At 71.0% G+C, this 25145-nt stretch carries 23 protein-coding genes; 20 read left to right on the top strand and 3 right to left on the bottom strand.

Annotated features, from left to right (window positions below; translation table 11 throughout):
• Positions 1–129: 129 nt before the first annotated feature.
• The 7 genes from pcaC (at position 130) to ACFU9P_RS19135 (ending at position 6196) form a co-directional block, all read left to right on the top strand.
• Positions 130–1422: a 4-carboxymuconolactone decarboxylase gene (gene pcaC, locus ACFU9P_RS19165; protein WP_376380801.1), complete on the top strand. Its 1293-nt coding sequence runs from the start codon at positions 130–132 to the stop codon at positions 1420–1422.
• 142 nt (positions 1423–1564) lie between these two features.
• Positions 1565–2197, top strand: a complete 633-nt coding sequence (locus tag ACFU9P_RS19160) for an MBL fold metallo-hydrolase (protein WP_376380804.1) — start codon at positions 1565–1567, stop codon at positions 2195–2197.
• 156 nt (positions 2198–2353) lie between these two features.
• Positions 2354–3142, top strand: a complete 789-nt coding sequence (locus ACFU9P_RS19155; RefSeq protein WP_384082173.1) for an exodeoxyribonuclease III — start codon at positions 2354–2356, stop codon at positions 3140–3142.
• 106 nt (positions 3143–3248) lie between these two features.
• On the top strand, positions 3249–3689 hold the full coding sequence (locus tag ACFU9P_RS19150) for a DUF6278 family protein (RefSeq protein ID WP_046502235.1): 441 nt from the start codon (positions 3249–3251) through the stop codon (positions 3687–3689).
• 8 nt (positions 3690–3697) lie between these two features.
• On the top strand, positions 3698–4648 hold the full coding sequence (locus tag ACFU9P_RS19145) for a glutamate ABC transporter substrate-binding protein (protein WP_384082169.1): 951 nt from the start codon (positions 3698–3700) through the stop codon (positions 4646–4648).
• Between the two features lie 10 nt (positions 4649–4658).
• Entirely contained in the window at positions 4659–5303 is a 645-nt protein-coding gene (locus ACFU9P_RS19140) for an amino acid ABC transporter permease (RefSeq protein WP_384082166.1), read from the top strand.
• Between the two features lie 14 nt (positions 5304–5317).
• A complete protein-coding gene (locus ACFU9P_RS19135; protein WP_384082684.1) occupies positions 5318–6196 on the top strand; it encodes an amino acid ABC transporter permease in 879 nt (292 codons plus the stop codon).
• On the opposite strand, the gene ACFU9P_RS19130 is transcribed toward ACFU9P_RS19135, so the two are convergent.
• A complete protein-coding gene (locus ACFU9P_RS19130; RefSeq protein WP_376380817.1) occupies positions 6117–6830 on the bottom strand; it encodes a hypothetical protein in 714 nt (237 codons plus the stop codon). The two genes, ACFU9P_RS19135 and ACFU9P_RS19130, sit on opposite strands and share 80 nt — an antisense overlap.
• A gap of 105 nt (positions 6831–6935) precedes the next feature.
• On the opposite strand from ACFU9P_RS19130, the gene ggt reads away from it, so the two are divergent.
• Positions 6936–8780, top strand: coding sequence for a gamma-glutamyltransferase (ggt, locus tag ACFU9P_RS19125; RefSeq protein WP_384082162.1), 1845 nt, complete (start codon positions 6936–6938; stop codon positions 8778–8780).
• 151 nt (positions 8781–8931) lie between these two features.
• Here ggt and map read toward each other — a convergent pair whose 3' ends face one another.
• On the bottom strand, positions 8932–9699 hold the full coding sequence (gene map / locus ACFU9P_RS19120) for a type I methionyl aminopeptidase (protein ID WP_384082159.1): 768 nt from the start codon (positions 9697–9699) through the stop codon (positions 8932–8934).
• A 64-nt stretch (positions 9700–9763) separates the two neighbouring features.
• On the opposite strand from map, the gene ACFU9P_RS19115 reads away from it, so the two are divergent.
• From ACFU9P_RS19115 to ACFU9P_RS19080, 8 genes are all read left to right on the top strand, one after another.
• The gene (locus ACFU9P_RS19115) at positions 9764–10015 is read left to right on the top strand and encodes a helix-turn-helix domain-containing protein (RefSeq protein ID WP_384082156.1); all 252 of its coding nucleotides are present in this window, start codon (positions 9764–9766) and stop codon (positions 10013–10015) included.
• A 99-nt stretch (positions 10016–10114) separates the two neighbouring features.
• Positions 10115–10498 carry a PPOX class F420-dependent oxidoreductase gene (locus ACFU9P_RS19110; RefSeq protein WP_384082154.1) on the top strand — a complete coding sequence of 128 codons (384 nt, stop codon included), beginning with the start codon at positions 10115–10117 and terminating at the stop codon, positions 10496–10498.
• 132 nt (positions 10499–10630) lie between these two features.
• Entirely contained in the window at positions 10631–12121 is a 1491-nt protein-coding gene (locus ACFU9P_RS19105; protein ID WP_384082151.1) for a hypothetical protein, read from the top strand.
• Between the two features lie 267 nt (positions 12122–12388).
• Positions 12389–13231: a nitrilase-related carbon-nitrogen hydrolase gene (locus tag ACFU9P_RS19100; RefSeq protein WP_384082148.1), complete on the top strand. Its 843-nt coding sequence runs from the start codon at positions 12389–12391 to the stop codon at positions 13229–13231.
• Complete coding sequence (locus ACFU9P_RS19095) at positions 13228–14523, top strand: aspartate aminotransferase family protein (protein ID WP_384082145.1); 1296 nt, start codon at positions 13228–13230, stop codon at positions 14521–14523. The genes ACFU9P_RS19100 and ACFU9P_RS19095 overlap by 4 nt, the downstream gene beginning before the upstream one ends.
• A gap of 102 nt (positions 14524–14625) precedes the next feature.
• Positions 14626–16032 carry a dihydropyrimidinase gene (gene hydA / locus ACFU9P_RS19090; protein WP_384082143.1) on the top strand — a complete coding sequence of 469 codons (1407 nt, stop codon included), beginning with the start codon at positions 14626–14628 and terminating at the stop codon, positions 16030–16032.
• 85 nt (positions 16033–16117) lie between these two features.
• A complete protein-coding gene (locus ACFU9P_RS19085) occupies positions 16118–17119 on the top strand; it encodes a TIGR03842 family LLM class F420-dependent oxidoreductase (RefSeq protein WP_384082140.1) in 1002 nt (333 codons plus the stop codon).
• Between the two features lie 121 nt (positions 17120–17240).
• A complete protein-coding gene (locus ACFU9P_RS19080) occupies positions 17241–18770 on the top strand; it encodes an NCS1 family nucleobase:cation symporter-1 (RefSeq protein ID WP_384082137.1) in 1530 nt (509 codons plus the stop codon).
• 108 nt (positions 18771–18878) lie between these two features.
• Here ACFU9P_RS19080 and ACFU9P_RS19075 read toward each other — a convergent pair whose 3' ends face one another.
• Positions 18879–19934, bottom strand: coding sequence for a biotin/lipoate A/B protein ligase family protein (locus ACFU9P_RS19075; RefSeq protein WP_384082134.1), 1056 nt, complete (start codon positions 19932–19934; stop codon positions 18879–18881).
• A 466-nt stretch (positions 19935–20400) separates the two neighbouring features.
• On the opposite strand from ACFU9P_RS19075, the gene ACFU9P_RS19070 reads away from it, so the two are divergent.
• The 4 genes from ACFU9P_RS19070 (at position 20401) to ACFU9P_RS19055 (ending at position 25085) form a co-directional block, all read left to right on the top strand.
• Positions 20401–21144, top strand: coding sequence for an IPT/TIG domain-containing protein (locus tag ACFU9P_RS19070; RefSeq protein WP_384082131.1), 744 nt, complete (start codon positions 20401–20403; stop codon positions 21142–21144).
• Positions 21145–21369: 225 nt separating this feature from the next.
• Positions 21370–22422 carry an IPT/TIG domain-containing protein gene (locus ACFU9P_RS19065; RefSeq protein ID WP_384082128.1) on the top strand — a complete coding sequence of 351 codons (1053 nt, stop codon included), beginning with the start codon at positions 21370–21372 and terminating at the stop codon, positions 22420–22422.
• 239 nt (positions 22423–22661) lie between these two features.
• On the top strand, positions 22662–23114 hold the full coding sequence (locus tag ACFU9P_RS19060; protein WP_384082125.1) for an Ig-like domain-containing protein: 453 nt from the start codon (positions 22662–22664) through the stop codon (positions 23112–23114).
• Between the two features lie 156 nt (positions 23115–23270).
• Positions 23271–25085, top strand: a complete 1815-nt coding sequence (locus ACFU9P_RS19055) for a gamma-glutamyltransferase family protein (protein ID WP_384082122.1) — start codon at positions 23271–23273, stop codon at positions 25083–25085.
• Positions 25086–25145 lie beyond the last annotated feature (60 nt).

Raw genomic sequence — 25145 nt, 5'->3', positions numbered from 1 at the left:
AACAGCGGGGTGCCGGATCATCTCCTTGCCCGGTGGGCGGGGCACCCCGATGTCAAGCGCGCGTGGCGTTGCCGGCCGGTGTCCCGACCCTCTCCCGTGGGAAATCGCGGGATATGGGAGCGTGAGCGGGTGAGTGAGACGATGACTAAGACCCTGCAATACCGCATGGACGGCCCGGAGGACGCCCCCGTCCTGGTCCTCGGGCCCTCCCTCGGCACCACCTGGCACATGTGGGACCGGCAGGTGCCCGAGCTGGCCCGCCAGTGGCGGGTGATCCGTTACGACCTGCCGGGCCATGGCGGCGCGCCCGCGCACCCCGCCACCAGCATTCCCGAGCTGGCGGAACGGCTGCTGGCCACGCTCGACGGGCTCGGGGTGCAGCGCTTCGGGTACGTCGGCTGCTCCATCGGCGGCGCCGTCGGGGCCGAGCTGGCGCTGCGCAGGCCCGACCGGATCGCCTCGCTCGCGGTGGTGGCCGCCTCGCCCCGGTTCGGCACGGCCGACGAGTTCCGCCAGCGCGGGGTGATCGTACGGGCCAACGGTCTCGACCCGATGGCCCGTACCGCGCCCGAGCGCTGGTTCACCGGGCACTTCGCCGCCGCCCAGCCGGCCATCGTCGAATGGGCCGTCCAGATGGTCCGCACCACCGACCCCGGCTGCTACATAGCCGCCTGCGAGGCGCTCGCCGCCTTCGACATCCGCGCCGAGCTGGGCCGTATCGCCGTACCGACGCTGGTCCTGGTCGGTGCCGAGGACAAGGTCACAGGACCGGCCGAGGCGCGCACCCTGGTCGCGGGGATACCGGACGCCCGGCTCGCACTGGTGCCCGGCGCCTCCCATCTCGCGCCGGTCGAGCAGCCCGCCGCCGTCACCGATCTGCTCGTCCACCACTTCTCCACGGCCTGGTACAACCCGTCCGACACCTCCACCGGTCTGACCGTGCTGCCCGACCGGATGATCCAGCCCGCGGTCTCCGCGCCGGCCGGGCCGGTCGCCGAGATCGCCCCCGCCGAGCAGCCCCGGGCCGTATCAGCCGCGCGGCCCGACCCGTACGAGGCGGGTATGCGGGTACGCCGCCAGGTCCTCGGGGACGCCCATGTGGACCGGGCCATGGCCGACGAGGACGACTTCGCCGGCGACTTCCAGGAGCTGATCACCCGCTACGCCTGGGGCGAGGTATGGACCAGGGAGGGCCTGGACCGCCGCACCCGCAGCGCGATCACCCTGACCGCGCTGATCGCCGGCGGACACGTGGAGGAGCTGGCCTTCCACACCCGGGCCGCGCTGCGCAACGGCCTCACCCCGGCCGAGATCAAGGAAGTGCTGCTCCAGTCGGCCGTCTACTGCGGGGTTCCGGCCGCGAACACGGCGTTCCGGGTGGCGCGGACCGTGATCCAGGAGGAGACGAGACCCGAGGCGTAGGACGATGGCGTAAGGGGCCGAGCGAAACGGGCTCAGCGAAACGGGCCCGGCAAAGGGGGCTCAGCAAGCCCGGCAATAGGGGCCGCTAAACCCCAGAGGCATCCACCAGAGGCTCCAGAGACCAGAGAAGAGGCGGTCACCGGTGAAGCTCACCAAGAAGAAGCACTCCTGCGTCCGGCTGGAGAAGGACGGGCGCGCCCTGGTCATCGACCCCGGCGTCTTCACCGAGGAGGACGCCGCCGTCGGCGCGGACGCCGTCCTCATCACCCATGAGCACCCCGACCACTTCGACGAGGGCCGGCTGCGCGCGGCCCTGGAGGGCAACCCGGCGGCCGAGCTGTGGACGCTGCGCAGCGTCGCCGAACAGGTGTCCGCCGCCTTCCCCGGCCGGGTGCACACCGTCGGCCACGGCGACCACTTCACCGCGGCCGGATTCGAGGTACGGGTGCACGGCGAGCTGCACGCCGTGATCCATCCGGAGATCCCGCGGATCACCAATGTCGGCTTCGTCGTGGACGGCTCGGTCTTCCACCCCGGCGACGCGCTCACCGTCCCCGACGAGCCGGTCGAGACGCTGATGCTCCCCGTGATGGCGCCCTGGAACAAGATCGCCGAGGTGATCGAGTACGTACGGGAGGTCAAGCCGCTCCGTACGTACGACATCCATGACGCGCTGCTGACCGAGCTGGCCCGGCCCGTCTACGACACCCATCTCACCAATCTGAGCGGCGCCGACCACTTCAGGCTGGCACCGGGCGGTTCCGCCGAGCTCTGACGGAATCCGAGGGGATCTGGGGGATCTGAGGGGATCCGTCGAGACCCGACGGGACCGGGCGGGACCGGACGGGATCCGACCCGCGAGCGGGCGGGCCGCGGGCGCCGCCGATCCGGCCGGACGCCCACTGTCCGACCCCGCCGATAGGCTGTCCGCATGCGCATCGCGACCTGGAATGTCAATTCGATCACCGCTCGGCTGCCCCGGCTGCTGGCCTGGCTGGAGAGCAGCGGCACGGATGTGCTGTGCGTCCAGGAGACCAAGTGCACCGAGGAGCAGTTCCCCGCCGGCCCGCTCCGTGAGCTGGGATACGAGTCCGCGGTCCACGCGACCGGGCGGTGGAACGGAGTGGCGCTGATCTCCCGGGCCGGTCTGACGGATGTCGTCAGGGGCCTGCCCGACGGGCCTCAGTACGAGGGCGTGGCGGAGCCGCGCGCCATCTCCGCGACCTGCGGCCCGGTCCGCCTGTGGTCGGTCTATGTGCCGAACGGCCGCGAGGTCGGCCATGACCACTACGCGTACAAGCTGCGCTGGTTCGAGGCGCTGCGGAAGGCGGTCGCGGACGGTACGGCGGGCGCGCGCCCGTTCGCGGTCCTCGGCGACTTCAATGTCGCGCCGACCGACGAAGACGTCTGGGACATCTCGCTCTTCGAGGGCGCCACCCATGTCACCCCGGCGGAGCGCGCCGCGCTGGCGGCCCTGCGCGAGGAGGGCCTCTCCGATGTGGTGCCCCGCCCGCTGAAGTACGCCCACCCGTACACCTACTGGGACTACCGCGAGCTGGGCTTCCCCAAGAACAGGGGCATGCGCATCGACCTGGTCTACGGCAACGCGCCGTTCGCGGCGGCCGTCAAGGACAGCTATGTCGACCGGGAGGAGCGCAAGGGCAAGGGCGCCTCCGACCACGCCCCGGTGGTGGTCGATCTCGACGTCCAGGGGCTGTGAAAGACAGGCCCCACAGCCTTCTGCAACACCCTTTGGCGGCTGTCCAGGCGTTGCCGCCCCGCGTGCCCCATGGTGGACCGGCGGGGGGAATGGCACTCTGAGCGGTATGAACATTCCTTTTCTGGACAACTGGCGCAAGCGGCACGGCGGTGATCGCGGCACCTCGCTCGCCGCCGCCGTCCGCGGTGAGCCGGAGGGGGTGGCCGAGCTGCTCTCCGAGTGCGAGCTGCTCCGTGTCCGGGCGGGGCGGGAGGGTCTCCAACTGGACGACTCCCCGGCCTCGTTGGAGGCGCTCGACCAGTTGCCGCCGCGCTGGCGCGACGATCCCGAGGAGCTGCCCTGGCTGGGCAATGACGCGGGGCTCTATCTCGGCACGGTGATCGTCCGTACCGTCCCCGGCGCGGTCTGGCACATCTGGCCGGGCGGGCACCCGGTGGTGCGACTGGCGTCGGGGCGCGAGCTCCAGGTGGTCGAGGCCGGACTCGACTGGGCGGTCAACGGCGCGCCCGAGCTGTCCCAGGTGTACGCGGAGGCGGCGGAGGCCTGACCCCGCAGATGGCCGCCGTCACATGTACGACGCGTACGCATACGAAACAAACCCTGACGGCGCTGGCGCTCGCCCCGCTCGTGCTCCTGGCCGCCGCTTCCGGCGCCGGCTGCGGCAAGGCCGGCAGCCCGCCCGTCAAGGGCCCCAGCCCCGGCTCCCTGCCCCGCTACCGGGTCGACCCCGGCTTCCGGCTCCCCGCCTCGCCCACCTGGTCCGCCGCGAAGAGGCGCGGGCATCTGGTCGTCGGCGCCAAGGAGGACCAGCCGTACATGGGCGAGAAGGACCCCGCCACCGGTGTCTACTCCGGCTTCGACATCGAGATCGCGAAAATGACCGCGGCCTCCCTCGGCTTCGCCCCGGACGGGATCCGCTTCCGTACGATCGCCTCGGCGAACCGCGAAACCGCCCTGCAGAACGGGCAGATCGACTACTACGTCGGCACCTACACCATCAACGCCAAGCGCAAGAAGCTCGTCGGCTTCGCGGGCCCCTACTATCTGGCCGGCCAGTCCCTCCTCGTACGGACCGGTGAGCACGGCATCGAAGGCCCGCGCGACCTCGACGGCAAACGTGTCTGCTCGGCCGCGGGCTCCACCCCGTACCAGCGCATCAAGGACGACTACCCGCGCGCCGAACTCGTCTCGTACGACACCTACTCGGTCTGCGTGGACAATCTGCTGACCTTCCAGGTCGACGCCGTCACCACCGACGACACCATTCTGATGGGCTACGCCGCCAAGGTGCCCGACGTGCTGAAAGTGGTCGGCAGACCCTTCTCGAAGGAGCCGTACGGCATCGGCGTCCCGCGCGGCGACTCCGCCCTGCGGTTCGCGCTCGACGACGCCATCGCGGCGCGTGAGAAGAACGGCGACTGGCGCAGGGCGTACGACGCGACCCTCGGCCTGTCCGGCCGCGCGCCGGCGCCGCCCCCGCCCATCGACCGCTACCCGGCGAAGTGAGGCAGCCGCCATGGACGTACTCACCGAGAACTTCTCCCTCTACGGCGAGGGCTTCCTCGGCACGGTCGAGCTGACGGTCTACGCCTCGCTGCTCGCGCTGGCCCTCGGATTCCTGATGGCCTCCTGCCGGGTGGCGCCCGTACGGTCGCTGCGGGCGGTCGGCACCGTATGGGTGACCGTGCTCCGCAACACCCCGCTGACCCTGCTCTTCTTCGCGGTCCTGCTGGGCCTGCCGCGCTTCGGACTTGTGCTGCCCTTCCAGCTCTTCGCGGTCCTCGCGCTCGGCTGCTACACCTCGGCGTTCATCTGCGAGGTGCTGCGCTCGGGCATCAGCACCGTACCCAAGGGGCAGGGCGAGGCGGCCCGCGGTCTCGGGATGACCTTCGGCCAGACCCTGGGCGCGGTGATCCTGCCGCAGGCGTTCCGTACCGTCATCCCGCCCATCGGCTCGACGCTGATCGCCCTCGCCAAGAACTCGGCGATCGCGGGGGCGTTCAGTGTCACGGAGCTGCTCGGCACCTACAGAACCCTCAATGAGAGGGGTTTCAGCATCATCTGGACCTTCGTGTGGATCGCGGCCGGCTATCTGGTCATCACGCTGGCCATCAGCGCGCTGTTCAACGTGCTGGAGAAGCGCTGGGGACTGGTCCGGTGAGCCCGGTGAGCCCGGTGAGCCCGGTGGGTACGGTGCGGCCGGTGGCGGCCGAGTCGACGGCCCTCTACGACGTCCCGGGCCCCAAGGCGCGCCGACGCCACCGCCTGTACGGTTTCGCGGCGACGGCCGCGATCACCGCGCTGCTCGCCTGGGTGGTCCAACTCCTCTTCGCCACCGGCCAGTTCACCGCCGCCAAGTGGCGGCCCTTCGAATACCGCGGCATCCAGGAGCTGTTGCTGCGCGGACTCGCCAACACCCTGCTGGCCTTCGTCTGCGCCGCGGTGCTCTCGCTCGTCCTCGGCGGTGTCCTCGCCTGCGGCCGGCTCTCCGAGCACCGGCCCGTACGGTGGCTCGCCACCGCCGTGGTCGAGTTCTTCCGCGCCATGCCCGTCCTGGTGATGATCTTTTTCATCTTCGTGGCGCTCCAGGTACGCGCCCTGCCCGCGCTGGTGGCGGGTCTGACGCTGTACAACGGCTCGGTGCTCGCCGAGGTGTTCCGTACCGGAGTCAACTCGGTGGAGCGCGGGCAGCGGGAGGCCGCGTACGCCCTCGGCATGCGCAAGACGCAGGTCATGACGTACGTCCTGGTGCCGCAGGCGGTCCGCGCGATGCTGCCCGCGATCATCAGCCAGCTCGTGGTCGCCCTCAAGGACACCTCGCTCGGCTATCTGATCACCTACGAGGAGTTCCTCCACGCGGGAAAGCTCATCGCCTCGAACCTCGACTACGACGTGCCGTTCATCCCGGTGGTGATGGTGATCTCGCCGGTCTACATCGGGATGTGCATGCTGCTCTCGTGGTGCGCCCACCGGCTCAGACGGCGGGCTCCCGGGCCGCGCGGGTCACGTCGGCGACCAGTTCCACCACATCAGGGCCGTACGCCTGCGAGTTGACCACCTTCAGCAGCAGACAGAACGAGGAGTCGCCGTACTTGCGGGCGAGCCGCTCGTGGTGGCGGGCCAGATAGCGCGAGGCGGCCTGGTTGGTGATGGCGCGCTGCCCGCAGAAGAGGAAGACGGGCCGCGCCCCCTCCCCGGCGGTCAGCCGCGCAAGCAGCACATGTTCCGCGACTCCCGGCTCGGCGAGATAGCGCTCGGTGCCGATCTGGAAGGCGCCCCGGTCGGTCTTGGGCTCGGGGTCGGTGGTCACCTTGACGCCGGGCAGCAGCGAGCTGAGATGAGCCGCCATACGCCGGTTGGAGGCGGGGCCGCCCAGGCAGAATTCCGTACGCTCGCCGAACCCCTGGCGGGCGGTGTCGTGCTGGATGATCTCGGCGTGCGCCCCGCAGTCCTTGATCAGGGCGGCCAGTTCCAGCAGCGCGAAGACGTCGTGGCGGTGCACCGCACCGTCACCGCCCGCCTCGCGATTGACGACCAGCAGACACTCGGAGTTCTTCGGCAGCCCGAAGAACGCCTGCTTGCGGCGGAGCCTGCGGCGCCACAGAGAAGTACGGACGATCCAGCCCAGAGCGGCGCTGACGCCCGCGGCGACCACGCCCAGCACGATGTTGCGTATGTCGTCAGTCATGGGCGCGCATCGTATAGGCATGACGCGAACATCGTTCGAGACGGTCCTGACGGCGCGGGGGTGCTGAAGTTACGCTGCCCCGACAGTTCTTGACTGGAGGTACGGATGCGTCGCTCCGCCGCGTGGAATGTCTCGGTTCTGGCCGTCACCACCGCTGCCCTGCTCTCGGCCTGTGCGCCCGCGCCGCCTTCCTCGGTCTCGGCGGCGCCGGGGCCAAGGACGGCGGGGCCGGCGGGGACGCCCGTGAAGACGCCGGTGGCGGCGGGGTACGGGGGAGCGGTCGCCAGCGTGGACGCGGACGCCTCGGCCGCCGGGATCGAGGTGCTCAGGCAGGGCGGCAACGCGGTGGACGCAGCCGTGGCCACCGCGGCCGCCCTCGGAGTCACCGAGCCGTACTCCGCGGGCATCGGCGGGGGCGGCTACTTCGTCTACTACGACGCCAAGTCCCGTACGGTACGGACCATCGACGGCCGTGAGACCGCGCCGAAGTCCGCCGACAGCTCGCTCTTCCTGGAGGGCGGCAAGCCGATCCCGTTCGCCGACGCGGTCACCAGCGGCCGGAGCGTCGGCACGCCCGGCACCCCCGCCACCTGGGACACCGCCCTCGACGCGTGGGGGAGCAGGCCGCTCGGGCAACTCCTCAAGCCCGCCGAGCGGCTGGCGAAGAACGGCTTCACCGTCGACGAGACCTTCCGCTCGCAGACCCAGGCCAACCAGGCGCGGTTCGCGGACTTCCCGGCCTCGGCCGAACTCTTCCTGCCCGGCGGCCAGTTGCCCGTCGTCGGCTCGGTCTTCAAGAACCCCGATCTGGCCCGTACATACGAGGAACTGGGCCGCAAGGGCGCCGACGCGCTCTACCGCGGCAAGCTGGCCGACGACATCGTCCGTACGGTGCGCAAGCCGCCCGTCGACCCCGCCTCGACCCGGGTCGTACGCTCCGGCGACCTCACCGCCCGGGATCTGGCCGCGTACCGTACGAAGCGGCAGGCGCCGACGAAGGTCTCGTACCGCGGTCTCGACGTGTACGGCATCGCGCCGTCGTCCTCGGGCGGTACGAGCGTCGGCGAGGCCCTCAACATCCTTGAGGGCACCAAGCTTTCGCGGGCGAGCGAGGCGGGCTATCTGCACCGGTTCATCGAGGCGAGCAGGATCGCGTTCGCCGACCGGGGCCGCTGGCTCGGCGACCCGGCCTTCGAGGACGTACCGGTCAAGGAGCTGCTGTCGCAGCGGTTCGCGGACTCGCGCGCGTGCCTGATCAAGGACGACGCGGTCCTCAAGAGCCCGCTCGCGCCCGCCGATCCGCGGCATCCCACGCCGTGCACGGCCCGCGGGACCGCAGCGCCGACGACATACGAGGGCGAGAACACCACGCATCTCACGGCGGCGGACAAGTGGGGCAATGTCGTCGCGTACACGCTGACCATCGAGTCGACGGGCGGCAGCGCGATCACCGTGCCGGGGCGCGGCTTCCTGCTCAACAACGAGCTGACGGACTTCTCCTTCGCCCCGGCGAACCCGGCGGTCCACGACCCGAATCTGCCGGGGCCCGGGAAGCGGCCGCGCTCGTCCATCTCCCCGACGATCGTGCTCGACGCGCACGACCGGCCGGTGCTGGCGCTCGGTTCGCCGGGCGGCGCGACCATCATCACCACCGTGCTCCAGACCCTGACCGGCCATCTGGACCGGGGGCTGCCGCTGGTCGACGCGATCGCGGCGCCGCGCGCCAGCCAGCGGAACGGGGCGGCGACGGAGCTGGAGCCGGGGCTGTGGAACAGCCCGGTGCGCGCGCAACTGGAGGCGCTGGGGCACGTGTTCACGCAGAACCCGGAGATCGGCGCGGCGACCGGGGTGCAGCGGCTGCCGGACGGCCGCTGGCTGGCGGCGGCGGAGAAGGTCCGCAGGGGCGGGGGCTCGGCGATGGTGGTACAGCCGTCGGGCGGCAAGCGCTGACTGTGTAACCTCGTGCGCCGGACGGGACCGGGCAGTCCGGCCCGCGGCCCGTCCGGCGCGCGGGGCCTCGCCCGCCCGCAGCCGGTTGGTGCCTGGGCCCTGTCCGGCCCGTATGGCGCTCGATGGCAAACCGGCGGCCGGACGATCCCGATCAGAGCGCCGTCAGGATCCTCGGGCCGTCGTCCGTGATCGCGACCGTGTGCTCCGCGTGGGACGCCCGGCTTGAGTCCAGGGTGCGGACCGTCCAGCCGTCCTGTGCCGTGAAGTGCCGGTCCGTGCCGCTGCCGATCAGCATCGGCTCGATCGCCAGCACCATCCCGTGGCGCAGCGGCAGGCCGCGCCCGGCCCGCCCCTCGTTCGGCACCCCCGGGTCCTCGTGCATCGAGCGGCCCACCCCGTGGCCGCCGAAGCCGTCCGGGATGCCGTAGCCCGCCGAGCGGCAGACCCGCCCGATCGCATGGGCGATGTCCCCGATGCGGTTGCCGACGACGGCCGCCGCGATCCCCGCCTCCAGCGCCGCCTCGGCCGTGTCGATCAGCCGGAGGTCGTCGGGGCGGGCGCGGCCCACCGTGAAGCTGACCGCCGCGTCGCCCACCCAGCCGTCGAGCACCGCACCGCAGTCGATGCTCACCAGATCGCCGTCGTGCAGCCGGGACGAGTCCGGGATGCCGTGCACGATCGCGTCGTTCACGGACGCGCAGATGACGGCGGGGAAGGGCGTGGGCGCCCAGGCGGGGTGATAGTCGAGGAAGGGCGAGCCGGCCCCGGCCTCGCGCAGCACGGTGCGCGCGGTCTCGTCGAGGGAGCGCAGGGTGACTCCCACGGCCGCGGCCTCGCGTACCGCGGTCAGCGCCTGGGCCACGACCCGGCCCGCGGCACGCATGGAATCGAGGGACGCATCGGTTTTGATCTCCACCATTCCAATAACTATACCGGTCGCCTTGGGGTGGGGCACGCTTGCGCAACGGTATTAGAATGACGGAATGGTACGGACTCCCCTCACCCCCCAGGAGCGCGAGCGCGGCGAGCGGCTCGGCCGTCTGCTCCGCGAGGCGCGCGGCGCGCGCAGCATGGTGGAGGTCGCGGCGGTCGCCGGACTCTCCGCCGAGACCCTGCGCAAGATCGAGACGGGCCGCGCCCCGACCCCGGCGTTCTTCACCGTGGCCGCGCTGGCGGGCGCGCTCGGACTGTCGATGGACGAGATCGCCGTGAACTGCGCTCCGGTCCCGGTCTGACCGCGCGCCGGCCACCCCCGCCGGCGGCGCCTGAGAGCTGGTGGAGGAGTGACGGAGGGGGCTACCGGGGCGATCCCGCCACGGCGTAGGCTCCGGCCCGTGACGACTCTGGACGACATAGCCCCCAGCCGCTACATCAGCCTCACCACCTACCGCAAGGACGGAACGGCTGTCGCCACCCCCGTCTGGCACGCGGTGGAGGGCGGCGAACTGTTCATCTGGACCAGGACGAACACCGGGAAGGTCAAGCGGATCCGCAACAACGGCCGGGTCGTTGTGGCCGTGTGCGACGTACGCGGGCGGATCGCCGAGGGCGCGCCGACCGCCCAGGGCACGGCGCGGCTGCTCGACGAGTCCGCCACCGAACGGATCCGGGGGATGCTCTCCCGCAAATACACCTGGCGGTTCTGGACGATCGACTGGCCCGCGAGGCTGGTGCGGGGCAGCAATCGTCCCCAGATCGGTATCGCTGTCACGTTCTGACCCGTCGGGCACCGTCGCAGCGAGTGGTCCGCACCGTCCCGGAAAACAGTCTGTAGCCGTCCTGTAACACGACTGAGGTCGAATGCAGCGGACCGAAAGGTTCCCTTCGGCAAAGGCAGGGACGGGGCAGCGATGGCGGTGCATCAACTCCCGGCGGAGATCGGGGCGTTCGCGAGGTACTTACGGGATCTCACGGCGCTCCTGGATCCGGGCGACGGCTGGTACGGAGTCTTCCGCGAGCGTGATCCCGAAGGCCTGCGCGCCTGCTTCGAGGGTACGGAGATCCCGCCCTGGGACGTCGTGGACTCACTGCTCCAGGACTACGCGGCGGGGCGCGACCCTCAGGACGCGGCACGCGAGAGCGCGCGGGCGCGACGGCTGCACGCGGCCTCGGCGGCGGCGTACGACCGGCGGTCCGGCGGCGCCGAAGCGCTCTCCGAACGGCTTCAGTTGATGCTGCGCGAGCAGGCGTACCTGGCGGGCCGGGCCGAGGAGCTGGGGCGGCTGCTCCGTACAGCTCCCCAGGACACCCCGCAGGCCCGGCAGCTCAGCCATGAACTGGCCTGGATACGTGACGACCACGCCCGCGCGACGGCCCGCGTCGCCGAACTCCGTGCCAGGCTCACATCGTTGACCACGCCGGGCCGCGCCACTCCGACTCCGCGCCCGCTGGCGCCGGAGGGGTGGTTCCGCGCGGAGGAGCCCTCGGTCTTTGACCGCGAAGCTGGTCCTGACGCACCATCAGGAGCGGTCCGTACGAAGGACGTTCCCCAGTGGGTCGAGGAGGGGCGGCGCGCCGGAGCCCCGGCCGAGACCCCCGCCCCTGCCCCCGCCGCCGCTGCGAAAGGTGCGAAGGAGGCAAAGGACCCCAAGGACGCCAAGGAGAAGAAGCGCGCGTCCGCGCCCAAGCGCAAGCCGCGCGGCGCCCGGTTCGCCGGACTCGAAGTCGAGGAGGAGGCCGAGGAGGCCGCGCCCGCGCCCGCGCTGCCCGTGCCGCCGCCCGCCGCCGCCCCCGCCACCCCGCGCGGCGCCCGCTTCGGCGGCGCACCCGTCGCCGCGGCCCTGCCCGAGGCCCCGCCCGAGCCCTCCGTCGAGGACCTGCGGGCCGCCGCCGAACTCGTCAGGACCCTGGCCGCGCTGCGCGCCGGCGGCCGCAGCGGAGAGGCGCATGTCGTGCTCTGCGAGGCCGCGGGCCGCCCGCCCGGACAGCTCCCGCTGCTCGCCGACGAACTGCACCGCGCCGGACTCGGCGCCGACTGGGCCGAGCTGCTCTGGGAGGCCGCGTTCCTGCCGCCCACCCAGCTCGCCGCCGCCGCGGGCGCGCTCTCCGCGGCCGGCCGCGACGAGGACTGCCGCCAGCTTCTGCGCCAGGGTGTCTCCCGCCCGGCCGAGGAGATCACCGACGCCGTGCTCGCGCTGGGCGGCGCGGGCCGCGCGCACGAGGCGAGAGCACTGCTCTGCGCGTTTGTGCAGGCCCGCGCGCCGGAGGACGCCGTCCTGGTCGCCGCGCCCGACCCGCACCGGCTGGTCCCGCAGCTCATCGAAGCCGCCCGCGAGGTCTCCGTGGCCCGCGAACGCGATGTCGTCCACGCCCTGCGGGTGGCGGGGATCGCGGACGCCTGAGACGCTCGCCGTACCCCCCTCCGTACCGCTCGCCGTACCCTTGCCGTAAAGCCTCGCCCGCTCCTGTGGCACCCCCCGCCGCACCCCCGCCGTACCCCTCGTTCGGACCACAATCGCGCGGTGTCGACCGCTCGGGTGTGAAACTTGATCGACTCTGCGGGTTAACGACGATGGTCTTGCCCCTGTGTGGGACGGGGCTTAGGTTCTCCTCCTACGCATCGTGTCTACGGGCGTAGAGCTATCGCCGCCCCGCCGAAGGAGCAGCTCGTGGCCAGAGTCGTACGCGCCGCACTTGTCCAGGCGACCTGGACCGGCGACACCGAGTCAATGATCGCCAAACATGAGGAGCACGCCCGCGAGGCGGCCCGGCAGGGCGCGCAGATCATCGGGTTCCAGGAAGTGTTCAACGCGCCCTACTTCTGCCAGGTGCAGGAGCCGGAACACTACCGCTGGGCCGAGCCCGTCCCCGACGGCCCGACCGTCAGCAGGATGCGGGAGCTGGCCCGGGAGACCGGAATGGTCATCGTGGTCCCGGTCTTCGAGATCGAGGGAGCCGGCTTCTACTACAACACCGCGGCGGTGATCGACGCCGACGGCTCGTACCTCGGCAAGTACCGCAAGCACCACATCCCGCAGGTCAAGGGCTTCTGGGAGAAGTACTACTTCAAGCCGGGCAACGTCGGCTGGCCGGTCTTCGACACCGCGGTCGGCCGCGTCGGTGTCTATATCTGCTACGACCGCCACTTCCCCGAGGGCTGGCGCCAGCTCGGGCTGAACGGCGCGCAGCTCGTCTACAACCCCTCCGCCACCTCCCGCGGTCTCTCCGCCTACCTCTGGCAGCTCGAACAGCCCGCCGCGGCCGTCGCCAACGAGTACTTCATCGCGGCGATCAACCGGGTCGGCCAGGAGGAGTACGGCGACAACGACTTCTACGGGACGAGCTACTTCGTCGACCCGCGCGGCCAGTTCGTCGGTGACACCGCCGACGACAAGACCGAGGAACTCCTCGTCAGGGACCTGGACTTCGGGCTGATCGACGAGGTGCGCCAGCAGTGGGCGTTCTACCGGGACCGCCGCCCCGACGCGTACGAAGGACTGGTGAAGCCGTGACGCAGCCGCCCGCCGACGAACTGTACGGCCGCCACCGCGCGGTGCTCCCCGACTGGCTGGCGCTCTACTACGACCGCCCCGTCGAGATCACCCACGGCGAGGGCCGCCATGTCTGGGACTCCGAGGGCAACCGCTATCTGGACTTCTTCGGCGGCATCCTCACCACCATGACCGCCCACGCGCTCCCCGAGGTCACCAAGGCGGTGAGCGAGCAGGCCGGGCGGATCATCCACTCCTCCACGCTCTACCTCAACCGTCCGATGGTCGAACTCGCAGAGCGGATCGCCGCCCTCTCCGGCATCCCGGACGCCCGGGTCTTCTTCACCACCTCGGGCACCGAGGCCAATGACACCGCGCTGCTGCTGGCGACCGCGTACCGCGCCTCGAACCAGATCCTGGCGATGCGCAACAGCTACCACGGCCGGTCCTTCTCCACGGTCTCCGTCACCGGCAACCGCGGCTGGTCGCCCACGAGCCTCTCCCCGCTCCAGACGCTGTACGTGCACGGCGGCGTCCGCAGCCGCGGTCCGTACGCGGGCCTCACCGACGAGCGGTTCATCGAGGCCTGTGTCGCCGATCTGGAGGACCTGCTCGGGCACACCCGCGCGCCCGCCGCGCTGATCGCCGAACCGATCCAGGGCGTCGGCGGCTTCACCGCCCCTCCGGACGGGCTGTACGCGGCGTTCCGCCGGGTCCTCGACCGGCACGGCATCCTGTGGATCAGTGACGAGGTGCAGACCGGCTGGGGCAGGACCGGCGAGCACTTCTGGGGCTGGCAGGCGCACGCCGAGAACGGCCCGCCGGACATGTTCACCTTCGCCAAGGGCATCGGCAACGGCATGTCCATCGGCGGGGTCGTCGCCCGCGCCGAGATCATGAACTGCCTGGACGCCAACTCGATTTCGACCTTCGGCGGCAGCCCGGTCACCATGGCGGCCGGCCTCGCGAACCTCTCGTACGTACTGGAGCACGACCTCCAGGGCAATGCCCGCCGGGTCGGCGGACTGCTGATCGAGCGGCTGCGCGCGATCGGCGCCTGCGTCGACTCGGTACGCGAGGTGCGCGGCCGGGGGCTGATGATCGGTGTCGAACTGGTCAGGCCCAGCACCGGGGAAGCGGCCCCGGAGACCGCCACGGCCGTCCTTGAGGCGGCGCGTGAGGGCGGGCTGCTGCTCGGCAAGGGCGGCGGCCACAACACCAGCGTGCTGCGGATCGCGCCCCCGCTCACCCTGACCGTGGCGGAGGCGGAAGAGGGCGCAGCGATTCTCGAACAGGCCCTGCGCGGCGCGTAGTACGGCCCCGGGCCGGGCCGGCCGCACCCCGGCCCGCTGATCGTCCCGTAACGGCCCGATCGTTCCGGGCCCGATCGTTCAAAAAGGGAGGGCGCCACCACCATGAGCAGTACCCGCACCCTGATCCGCGGCGGGCTCGTCATCACCGCCGCCGACGAGACCCGTGCCGATGTCCTGATCGAGGACGGCCGGATCGCCGCACTCGCCGCGCACGGCTCGGGCGTGGCGGAGGGCTGGAGCACCGGCCGTACGATCGACGCCACCGGCAAATACGTCATCCCGGGCGGGGTCGACGCGCACACCCATATGGAGCTGCCGTTCGGCGGCACCTTCGCCTCCGACACCTTCGAGACCGGCACCCGGGCCGCCGCCTGGGGAGGCACCACCACCATCGTCGACTTCGCCGTCCAGTCCCCGGGCCGGGCGCTGCGCGAAGGTCTCGACGCCTGGTTCGCCAAGGCCGACGGGCAGTGCGCGATCGACTACGCCTTCCACATGATCATGTCCGATGTGAACGAGAGCTCCCTGAAGGAGATGGACCTCCTGGTCCAGGAGGGCGTCACCTCGTTCAAGCTCTTCATGGCCTATCCCGGTGTCTTCTACAGCGACGACGGGCGCATCCTGCGCGCCATGCAGCGCGGTGCGCAGAACGGCGGGCTGATCATGATGCACGCCGAGAACGGCATCGCCATCGATGTCCTGGTCGAACAGGCCCTGGCCGCAGGCCGCACCGACCCCCGCTACCACGGGGAGGTACGGAAAGCCCTGCTGGAGGCCGAGGCCACCCACCGGGCGATCAAGCTGGCGCAGGTCGCGGACGCCCCGCTCTATGTCGTCCATGTCTCGGCGGAGGAAGCCGTCGCCGAACTGGCCGCCGCCCGCGACCAAGGGCTCCCGGTCTTCGGCGAGACCTGCCCGCAGTACCTGTTCCTCTCCACCGACAATCTCGCCGAACCGGACTTCGAAGGCGCCAAATACGTCTGCTCCACCCCGCTGCGGCCCAAGGAGCACCAAGCCGCGCTCTGGCGGGGGCTGCGCACCAACGATCTCCAGGTGGTGTCCACGGACCACTGCCCGTTCTGCTTCGTCGGGCAGAAGGAGCTGGGGCGCGGCGACTTCTCGAAGATCCCCAACGGCCTTCCCGGTGTGGAGAACCGGATGGATCTGCTCCATCAGGCCGTGGTCGAGGGCAAGTTGAGCCGCCGCCGGTGGATCGAGATCGCCTGCGCCACCCCGGCCAGGATGTTCGGTCTCTACCCCCGCAAGGGCACCATCGCGCCCGGCGCCGACGCCGACATCGTCATATACGACCCGAGCGCCGAGCAGACCGTCTCGGCCGAGACGCACCACATGAACGTCGACTACTCCGCGTACGAGGGCAAGCGGCTCACCGGACAGGTGGAGACGGTCCTCTCGCGCGGTGAACTCGTCATCGAACGGCGGGAGTTCACCGGCCGGGCGGGACACGGGCAGTACACCCCACGCGCCACGTGCCAGTACCTCACCTGACAACCCCAGTACCGCACCTGAGCATCCCGATACCTCATCACCTCATTCGACATATCTCACCCGACAACCGAGGAGTGACCAGGCCATGGACTTCGGACTCGTCCTCCAGACCGACCCGCCGGCCTCGGCGGTCGTCGGCCTCATGCGGCGCGCCGAGCGCAACGGCTTCCGGTACGGCTGGACCTTCGACTCCGCCGTGCTCTGGCAGGAGCCGTTCGTCATCTACAGCCGCATTCTGGAGCACACCACGACCCTGACCGTGGGCCCCATGGTCACCAACCCGGGCACCAGGACCTGGGAGGTGACCGCCTCCACCTTCGCCACGCTCAACGAGATGTACGGCAACCGCACCGTGTGCGGGATCGGGCGCGGCGACTCGGCGATGCGGGTGGCGGGCCGCAGACCCACCACCCTGGCCAGGCTGGGCGACGCGATCGGGGCCATCCGCGATCTGGCGGAGGGCCGCGAGGCCACCGTCGACGGGCAGGAGCTGCGGCTGCCCTGGGTACGGGACGGAAAGCTGCCGGTGTGGATGGCGGCGTACGGGCCGAAGGCGCTGGCGCTGGCGGGGCAGAAGGCCGACGGATTCATCCTCCAGCTCGCGGACCCGTTCCTGACCGAGTGGATGGTCAGGGCGGTCCGTACGGCCGCCTCGGACGCCGGGCGCGACCCGGACTCCGTGACGATCTGTGTCGCGGCGCCCGCCTATGTGGGCGACGACCGCGCGCACGCGCGCGAGCAGTGCCGCTGGTTCGGCGGGATGGTCGGCAATCATGTCGCCGATCTGGTGGCGCGGTACGGAGAGGGCTCGGGCCTGGTGCCGGAGGCGCTGACCGCGTACATCAAGCAGCGCGAGGGGTACGACTACAGCCACCACGGCCGGGCCGGGAATCCGTCCACGGACTTCGTGCCCGACGAGATCGTGGACCGGTTCTGTCTGCTGGGTCCCGTCGAGGCGCATATCGAGAAGCTGAGGGCGCTGCGCGAGCTGGGCGTCGACCAGTTCGCCGTCTACAACATGCATGACGCGAAGGAAGCGACGATCGACGCGTACGGCGCGGAGATCATCCCCGCGCTGACGGACTGACCGGGCCCTTCCCGCGACGCCCGCCGGGCCCGAACCCGAACCGCCTCCCGCACGGCCTCGTTCGACGTTCCCGATGTTCGACGTCCCCGATCACCGCTTTGGAACGAAGGGTCCCGCCGCCATGACCGCGACCGTACCTCCCCCGTCCCCAGGAGAACCGATAGCCGATCCCCAGGGCCGCGTCGAGCTGCCGCCCGGCGCGCTCCCAAGCGACAGCCGTTTCGTCAACGACGATCTGCTGCCCGTCCCGGTCGCCCGCCGCCGCTGGACGACGTACAACTTCGCCGCGCTCTGGGTCGGCATGGCGCACAACATCCCCTCGTGGCTGCTGGCCTCCGGCCTGGTCACCCTGGGGATGGACTGGAAGCAGGCGGTCTTCACGATCGCGCTGGCCAATCTGATCGTCCTGTTCCCGATGCTGCTCACCGGGCATGCCGGACCCAAGTACGGCATCCCGTTCCCGGTGCTGGCCCGCGCCTCGTTCGGGCTGCGCGGCGCCAATCTGCCCGCGCTGATCAGGGCGGCCGTGGCCTGCGCCTGGTTCGGGATCCAGACCTGGATCGGCGGCCAGGGCATCTTCGTACTGCTCGGCAAGATCTTCGGCGGCTGGGCGGAGGCGTCGGAGATCGGCGGTCAGCCCTGGACGCTCTGGCTCTGCTTCGTTCTCTTCTGGGCGCTCGAACTCGCCATCATCTACCGGGGGATGGACACCCTGCGCCGCTTCGAGAACTGGGCGGCGCCGTTTGTGATCGTCGGCGCGCTGGTGCTGCTCGTCTGGATCGGTGTCAAGGCGGGCGGTCTCGGCCCGCTGCTCGACCAGCCCTCGAAGCTGGGCTGGGGCGCCGACTTCTGGCCGGTCTTCTTCCCGTCCCTCATGGGAATGATCGCCTTCTGGTCCACGCTCTCCCTGAACATCCCCGACTTCACCCGCTTCGGCGCGGGCCAACGCGCCCAGATCTGGGGCCAGTCGCTCGGCCTGCCGACCACCATGACCCTCTTCGCGCTGCTGTCCGTGTTCGTGACCTCGGGCTCGCAGGCGGTGTACGGGGCGGCCGTCTGGGATCCGGTCGAGCTGGCCGCCAAGACCGACAATGTCTTCGGGCTGCTCTTCGCGCTGGTGACCGTACTGGTCGCGACGATTTCGGTGAATATAGCAGCCAATGTGGTCTCGCCCGCCTATGACCTCGCCAATCTCGTACCGAAGCTGATCAACTTCCGTACGGGCGCGCTCATCACCGGTGTGGTCGGGGTCCTGTGCATGCCCTGGAAGCTGACCTCCACCCCCGAGCTGTACATCTTCACCTGGCTGGGGCTGGTGGGCGGTCTGCTCGGTACGGTCGCGGGCATCCTGATCGCCGACTACTGGATCGTCCGGCGCACGGTCCTCGACCTCGGCGATCTCTACCGCCCCGGCGGCCGCTACTGGTACGCGAACGGCTGGAACCCCCGGGCGGTGCTGGCCTTCGCCGTCGGCGGTGTGCTGGCCGTGGGCGGCTCGCACTCGGCGCCGGGGAAGGGGCCGTTCCCCGAGGACGGACTGATCCCCTTCCTGAAGCCGCTCGCCGACTACGGCTGGGCGGTGGGCCTCGCGGCCTCGCTGGTGCTGTACGTGGCGCTGACCCTGCCGGGCCGCCGGAGCGTGGCGGCCTGAGGGCCCTACAGGCCGGGTGCACGACCGTAACAAGGCCCGCTGACAGCGGGACCCGGGACGGCCGGCGGCGACCCGTCGGCTGTTCCGGCCGTCCTGGCCGGACAGGGCCTACGGCACCCGGGCCGTCCACTCCGGGGTGCTGAACTTCGTCTCCGCCAGCTCCCGTGCCCGTGCCATCTCGTGGTCCGTGACCTTGCCTTCGGTGAGCCCGTAACGGTTCCGGAAGGAGGCGATCATCCGCTCGATGACCGCCTCGCGCGGCAGTCCCGTCTGGCGCCGCAGGGGGTCGACCCGCTTGGCCGCGCTGCGGGTCCCCTTGTCCGAGAGCTTCTCGCGACCGATACGGAGCACGTCGAGCATCTTGGCGGCGTCGATGTCGTACGCCATGGTCACATGGTGCAGTACGGCGCCCGTCCCGCTCACGATGCGCTTCTGGGCGGCCCCCGCGACCTTGCCACTGTCCGTGGCGATGTCGTTGAGCGGCTGGTACCAGGCCTTGACGCCCATGTCGCCGAGCGCGCCCAGCACCCAGTCGTCCAGATACGCGTAACTGTCGGCGAAGGTGAGCCCCTTGACGAGCGAGTCCGGCACCGAGAGGGAGTACGTGATGGTGTTGCCGGGCTCGATGAACATGGCGCCGCCTCCCGAGATACGGCGGACCACCGTGATGCCGTGGCGCTCGGCGCCCTCGGGGTCGACCTCGTTCCTCAGGGACTGGAAGCTGCCGATCACCACCGCGGGCGCCGCCCACTCCCAGACCCGCAGCGTCGGCGGACGCAGCCCGGCCGCGACCTCGGTGGTGAGGACCTCGTCGAGCGCCATGTGGAGGGCGGGGGACTGGGGCGGCTCGTGGACGAGCTGCCAGTCGTAGTCCGTCCAGTCGGTGGCGTGCGCCAGCGCGCGGCGGACCGCGACGGCGATGCCCTCGGCGGTCAGCCCGTACATCACCGTGCCCTCGGGAAGCGCCGCTTCGACACGGCCGGCGAGACCGGCGGCGTCGGTGTCGGCGGGCGCGCCCTCCAGGGCCCGGTCGATGGCCTCGATCGCCTCGTCGGGCTCCAGGAAGAAGTCCCCGGCGACCCGCACCCGGCGCAGCAGCCCGTCCTCCGTGTCGAGATCGACGACGACGAGCTTGCCGCCGGGGACCTTGTACTCACCGTGCACGGGAAACCTCCGCCTTTGGGGCATGACCTGTGCAAATCGTACTGCTGTCCGGTGTCAAGGCGTGACGAGACGATAGTGGGAATTTCACGAATGCGCCGCTAATGCGCCCCAGTTCAGGCCACAGCGCTCGGCTGAACGGGTGACTCCCTGTCGGAAGCCTTGTGGCGAAATCACCCGGATGGGTTACTTCAGCTATGCGCATCGGCGGGCCTGAGAATCCGCGAAGACGCGAGCGAGCCCCTGATCAGGCGGTGCATTTTCGAGCCTGACAGGCTGTGTACGTCAATGACCTTCGGTGTGACACGGGTGGCGCGGGACCGGCGACCGGGCACCGGACAAGGCCGTTGATATCTCACCTGGCCAGTGGACACAAGAGCTGACTCGTGACCTGCCGCGGTGACAAGGGCCCGAACGCTCCCATCAGCGCTCGGCGATGCACCACATCCCGGGCGAGGAAGAAGCACTCATGCCCATCACTCCGAACCAAGGATCCAGCGGTGGCGGCACGCCCGTCACCATTACCGGCACCAATCTCTCCGGCACCACCGCGGTGCGCTTCGGCACCCGGCTCGCCACCAACCTCACCAACGTCTCACCCACGCAGGTCACCGCCGTCTCTCCGTCCGGCAGCGGGGCGGTGGGCGTCACGGTGACCACGCCGGGAGGGACGAGCAACCCCATCCCCTTCTACTACGTCGGCGCGCCGTTCAAGCAGTCCCTGAGTCCGACCTCCGGGTCGACGGCGGGCGGCCAGACCGTCACCATCAACGGCACCGGTCTCTCCAGCGCCACCAGTGTCGCCTTCGGCGCCAACACCGCGGTGCCCACCGTGGTGTCCGACAGCCAGATCACCGTGGTCGTCCCGGCCGGCGCGGCCGGCGCCGTGAGCGTCAGCGTCACCACGGCGGGCGGCACCAACAACGGCCTCTCGTACACCTATGTCGCCGCCCCGACGGTGACGGCGGTCGCCCCCGACGAGGGGCCGACGGCGGGCGGTACGGCCGTGACCATCACCGGTACGAACCTCACCAGCACCACACAGGTGACGTTCGACGGCAACCCGGCGCCGTTCACGGTGATCTCCGACACCTCGGTGTCGGCCGTCACCCCGCCCGGCGCGGCCGGCGCGGTGGATGTCGTCGTGACCAATGACGCGGGCAGCGTGACCTCCACGGACGCGTTCACCTACGTCGCCGGGCCCGGTATCTGACCGAGCCATCGAGGGCGGCCACTCTCGGGGTCCGCCCCCCTGCCGAGGCGGACACGGCGTTCCGCGAGGCGGCACCTTCCCGCGGGACGCCCTGTCCCCTCCCGAGTCCCCGGCCCGGTCTCCCTTCCGGGCCGGGGGCCACGGCCCGCCCGTCCAGCGGCGGGCGATCGGCCGTTTCCGGCCCCTTCACGGCTTTGCAAGCCCACTCACACCTACGGAGACACCGTGGACAACCGCGATCCCGCCGTGGCGGCGGCGCGGCCGACCGCCATCGCCGCCGCGCCCGTGCTCAACTCGGTCGTACCCAATTCGGGTCCTACGGCGGGCAACAACGTCGTGACACTGAACGGCAGCGGTTTCACCGGTGTCACCGCGGTCAGCTTCGGCACCGCCGCCGCTCTCCTCTACACCGTCAACTCGACGACGCAGATCACCGCGACGGTCCCGCCCGGGACGGGCACCGTCGGAGTCACCGTCAGAACGCCCGGCGGGACCAGCGGTTCCGTCCCCTACACGTACGTGGCGCCGCCCACCCTCACCGCCGCATCGCCCACCCAGGGCCCGACATCCGGCGGCACCACCGTCGTCCTCACCGGGACCGCCCTCACCGGCGCCACGGCCGTGACCTTCGGGGGCATCCCCGCCACCAGCTACATCGTCAACTCCGCCACCCAGATCACCGCCGTCTCACCGGCCGGATCGGGCGCGGTGCCCATCACCGTCACCACAGCCGGCGGCACCTCCGGTCCCGTCTACTTCTTCTATGTGAGCGCGCCCTACCTCGTCGACATCTCGCCCGGCCAGGGTCCGGCATCGGGCGGCACCACCGTCGTTCTGACCGGGGCCGGCCTGACCGGCGCCACGGCCGTCGCCTTCGGCGCCACCCCGGCGGCCGGTTTCACGGTCACCTCGTCCGCGCAGATCACCGCCGTCTCACCGGCGGGTACGGGGTCGGTCGCCGTCACCGTCACGGGCCCCGGCGGCGTCAGCAACCCGCTCACCTACACCTATGTGGCGCCCCCGGTCCTCAGCGCGCTCTCCCCGGCGCAGGGGCCGACCAGCGCCGGAGCCGGTGTCACCCTCATCGGCAGCGGTCTGACCACCACGACCGCGGTCCGCTTCGGCACGGCGTCCGCGGCGTTCACCGTACTGTCCGACACCACCATCGCCGCGCTCGCTCCGGCGGGCACCACGGGATCCGTTTCCGTCAATGTCACCTCGGCCGGCGGCACCAGCAACTCCCTGACCTATACGCGAGTGGCGGCGCCCATGATTTAGCGCGTGCGCGGAGTCCGTATGCACAAAGAGTCCTTATGCACAGAGAAAAGAATTCCGCTCCTTCTGCTCACCCATTCGACCGGAGTGGGCCGGCCGAGCCAATGCCTCCCGGGAATGGCGGGACTCCCGGCGTAGGGTGACGCTCTCCGACCCGCTGCCCCCTTGCGGCGGGTCTCTGCCCTTTTGCCGATCAAGGAGTGGAATCAGTGCGACATCGGAAAGAACGGCAAGCCTGGAGAATGGCCACCGTCGCGGCGTTCGCCGCGGTGGTGGCCTTCGCCACGCCGGCGGCGGCGGCCGTACCGTCCATGACCACGGTCCAGGCGACGCCCTCCTCGGCGACCGTCGGGCAGTCGGTGCAGCTCACCGCGACGGTGACCTGCGAGGGCGATCCCAGCGGCGGTCTCGGTATGACGTTCTTCGACGGCGGGGACATCCTGAACACCGTGCCCGTCGGAGCGGACGGGCAGGCGAGTTATACGGCGAGTTTCACCACCACCGGCACTCACACCATTACGGCCGCTTACAACGGCAATGACAATTGCGGCGCTTCGAACGACGAGACGGCCGTTGTGGTGTCGACGACACCGGTGCCGCCCACGCCCCCGAACCGCCCCTGTCTCCTTGTCTGCGGCGGCGCCCTGATCAATTTCAGCACGGGCAACATCCACAACGAGATCAACATCGATTAGCAGGTGGCCCCGCCGGGGCACCGCCACCGAGGGAGGACGCGTTTTTCCGCGTCCTCCCTCCGGTCTTTTCCGGCTCTCCTCGCGGACGTCGCCGCACTCGCGCCCGATATCCTGCTGGGCGCGACCGGTCCGTCCCAACAGTGAGGTGGCATCCGTATGTTCACGACCCGGCCGACCCTTCAGGGCACCATCGGCATGGTCTCCTCCACCCACTGGCTCGCCTCGCAGTCCGCGATGGCCGTCCTGGAGGACGGCGGCAACGCCTTCGACGCCGCCGTCGCCGCGGGCTTCGTCCTCCATGTCGTCGAACCTCACCTCAACGGCCCCGGCGGCGAGGTGCCGATCATCCTGGCGCCCGCGGGCGGCGAGGTCCGGGTGCTCTGCGGCCAGGGCCCCGCGCCCGCCGGCGCGACCATCGCCCACTACCGCTCCCTCGGCCTCGAACTGGTCCCCGGCACCGGCCCGTTGGCCGCGGCCGTGCCCGGCGCCTTCGACGCGTGGATGCTGCTCCTGCGCGACCACGGCACCAAGTCCCTGGCCCAGGTGCTCCGTTACGCCGTCGAGTACGCCGAGGACGGCCACCCGCCCGTCGAACGGGTCGCCGAGACCGTCGAGTCGGTCAGGGAACTCTTCGAGACCGAGTGGACCTCGTCCGCCGATGTCTACCTCCCCAGCGGCAAGGCACCGGCGCCGGGGGAGCTGTTCCGTAACCCCGTCCTCGCCGCGACCTGGCGCCGGCTGATCGCCGAGGCCCAGGCGGTCGGCGGCGGGGACCGGGTGGCCGAGATCGAGGCCGCCCGTACGGTGTGGCGCGAGGGCTTCATCGCGGAGGCGCTGCTCCGGCAGTCCGCCCGCCCCACCATGGACACCAGCGGCTCCCGCCACACCGGCACCCTCACCGCGGCCGATCTCGCGGACTGGTCGGCGGCGTACGAGGCACCCGCCACCTACGAGTGGAACGGCTGGACCCTCTGCAAGGCGGGCGCCTGGAGCCAGGGCCCCGTCTTCCTCCAGCAGCTCGCCCTGCTGCCGTCGCGGGTCGAGGAACTGCCCGCGTACGGCTCGGCGGAGTACGTGCATCAGCTCATCGAGGGCTGCAAGCTGGCGATGGCCGACCGGGAGGCCTGGTACGGCGATGCCGCCGAGGCACCGCTCGCCGCGCTGCTCTCGGAGCCGTACAACACCGCGCGCCGCGCGCTCATCGGTGAGCGCGCCTCGTACGAGCTGCGACCCGGCAGCCCGGACGGGCGCGAGCCGGTCCTCAGCGCCCATGCCACCGCCGTCGCCGCCGGTGAGCCCGGCTTCGACCCGCTGGGCCTGCCGGCCGCGGGCGCCGGCGAGCCGACCGTCGCCAGGGACGGGGCCACCCGGGGTGACACCTGCCATCTCGACATCGTCGACCGCTGGGGCAATATGATCGCCGCCACGCCGAGCGGCGGCTGGCTCCAGTCCAACCCGGTCGTGCCCGAGCTGGGCTTTCCGCTGGGCACCCGGCTCCAGATGGCCTGGCTGGACCCCGGCCTGCCGAACTCGCTGACTCCGGGGCGCCGTCCCCGTACCACCCTTACCCCGTCGCTCGCACTGCGCGAGGGCGTACCGGTTCTGGCGTTCGGCACGCCCGGCGGCGACCAGCAGGACCAGTGGCAGTTCCACTTCTTCCTGGCGCTCGCCCTGCGGGCGCGGGTCCGCGGCGGGCTCGACCTCCAGGGCGCCGTCGACGCGCCGAACTGGCACAACGACAGCTTCCCGGGCTCCTTCTTCCCGCGCGGGATGCGGCCGGGGAGCGTGACCGTCGAGGCGGGCACGGCCCCGGAGGTCGTCGAGGGGCTGCGGCGGCGCGGCCATGAGGTGACCGTCGGCGAGCCCTGGTCGGAGGGGCGGCTGTGCGCGGTCGCCAGGGACCCGGAAACCGGCGTCCTGTCGGCGGCCGCGAACCCGCGTGGCATGCAGGGTTACGCCGTAGGGCGCTGAGAGTCCGCCGAGCCGTCACCCGGCCCGCCCTCCGGATTGTCGGAGGCGCGTGATTGGCTG

Source organism: Streptomyces sp. NPDC057617, assembly GCF_042800555.1.
In the GTDB taxonomy this organism is placed as follows: Bacteria; Actinomycetota; Actinomycetes; order Streptomycetales; family Streptomycetaceae; genus Streptomyces.
This window is presented reverse-complemented; position numbering and strand designations above follow the sequence as displayed.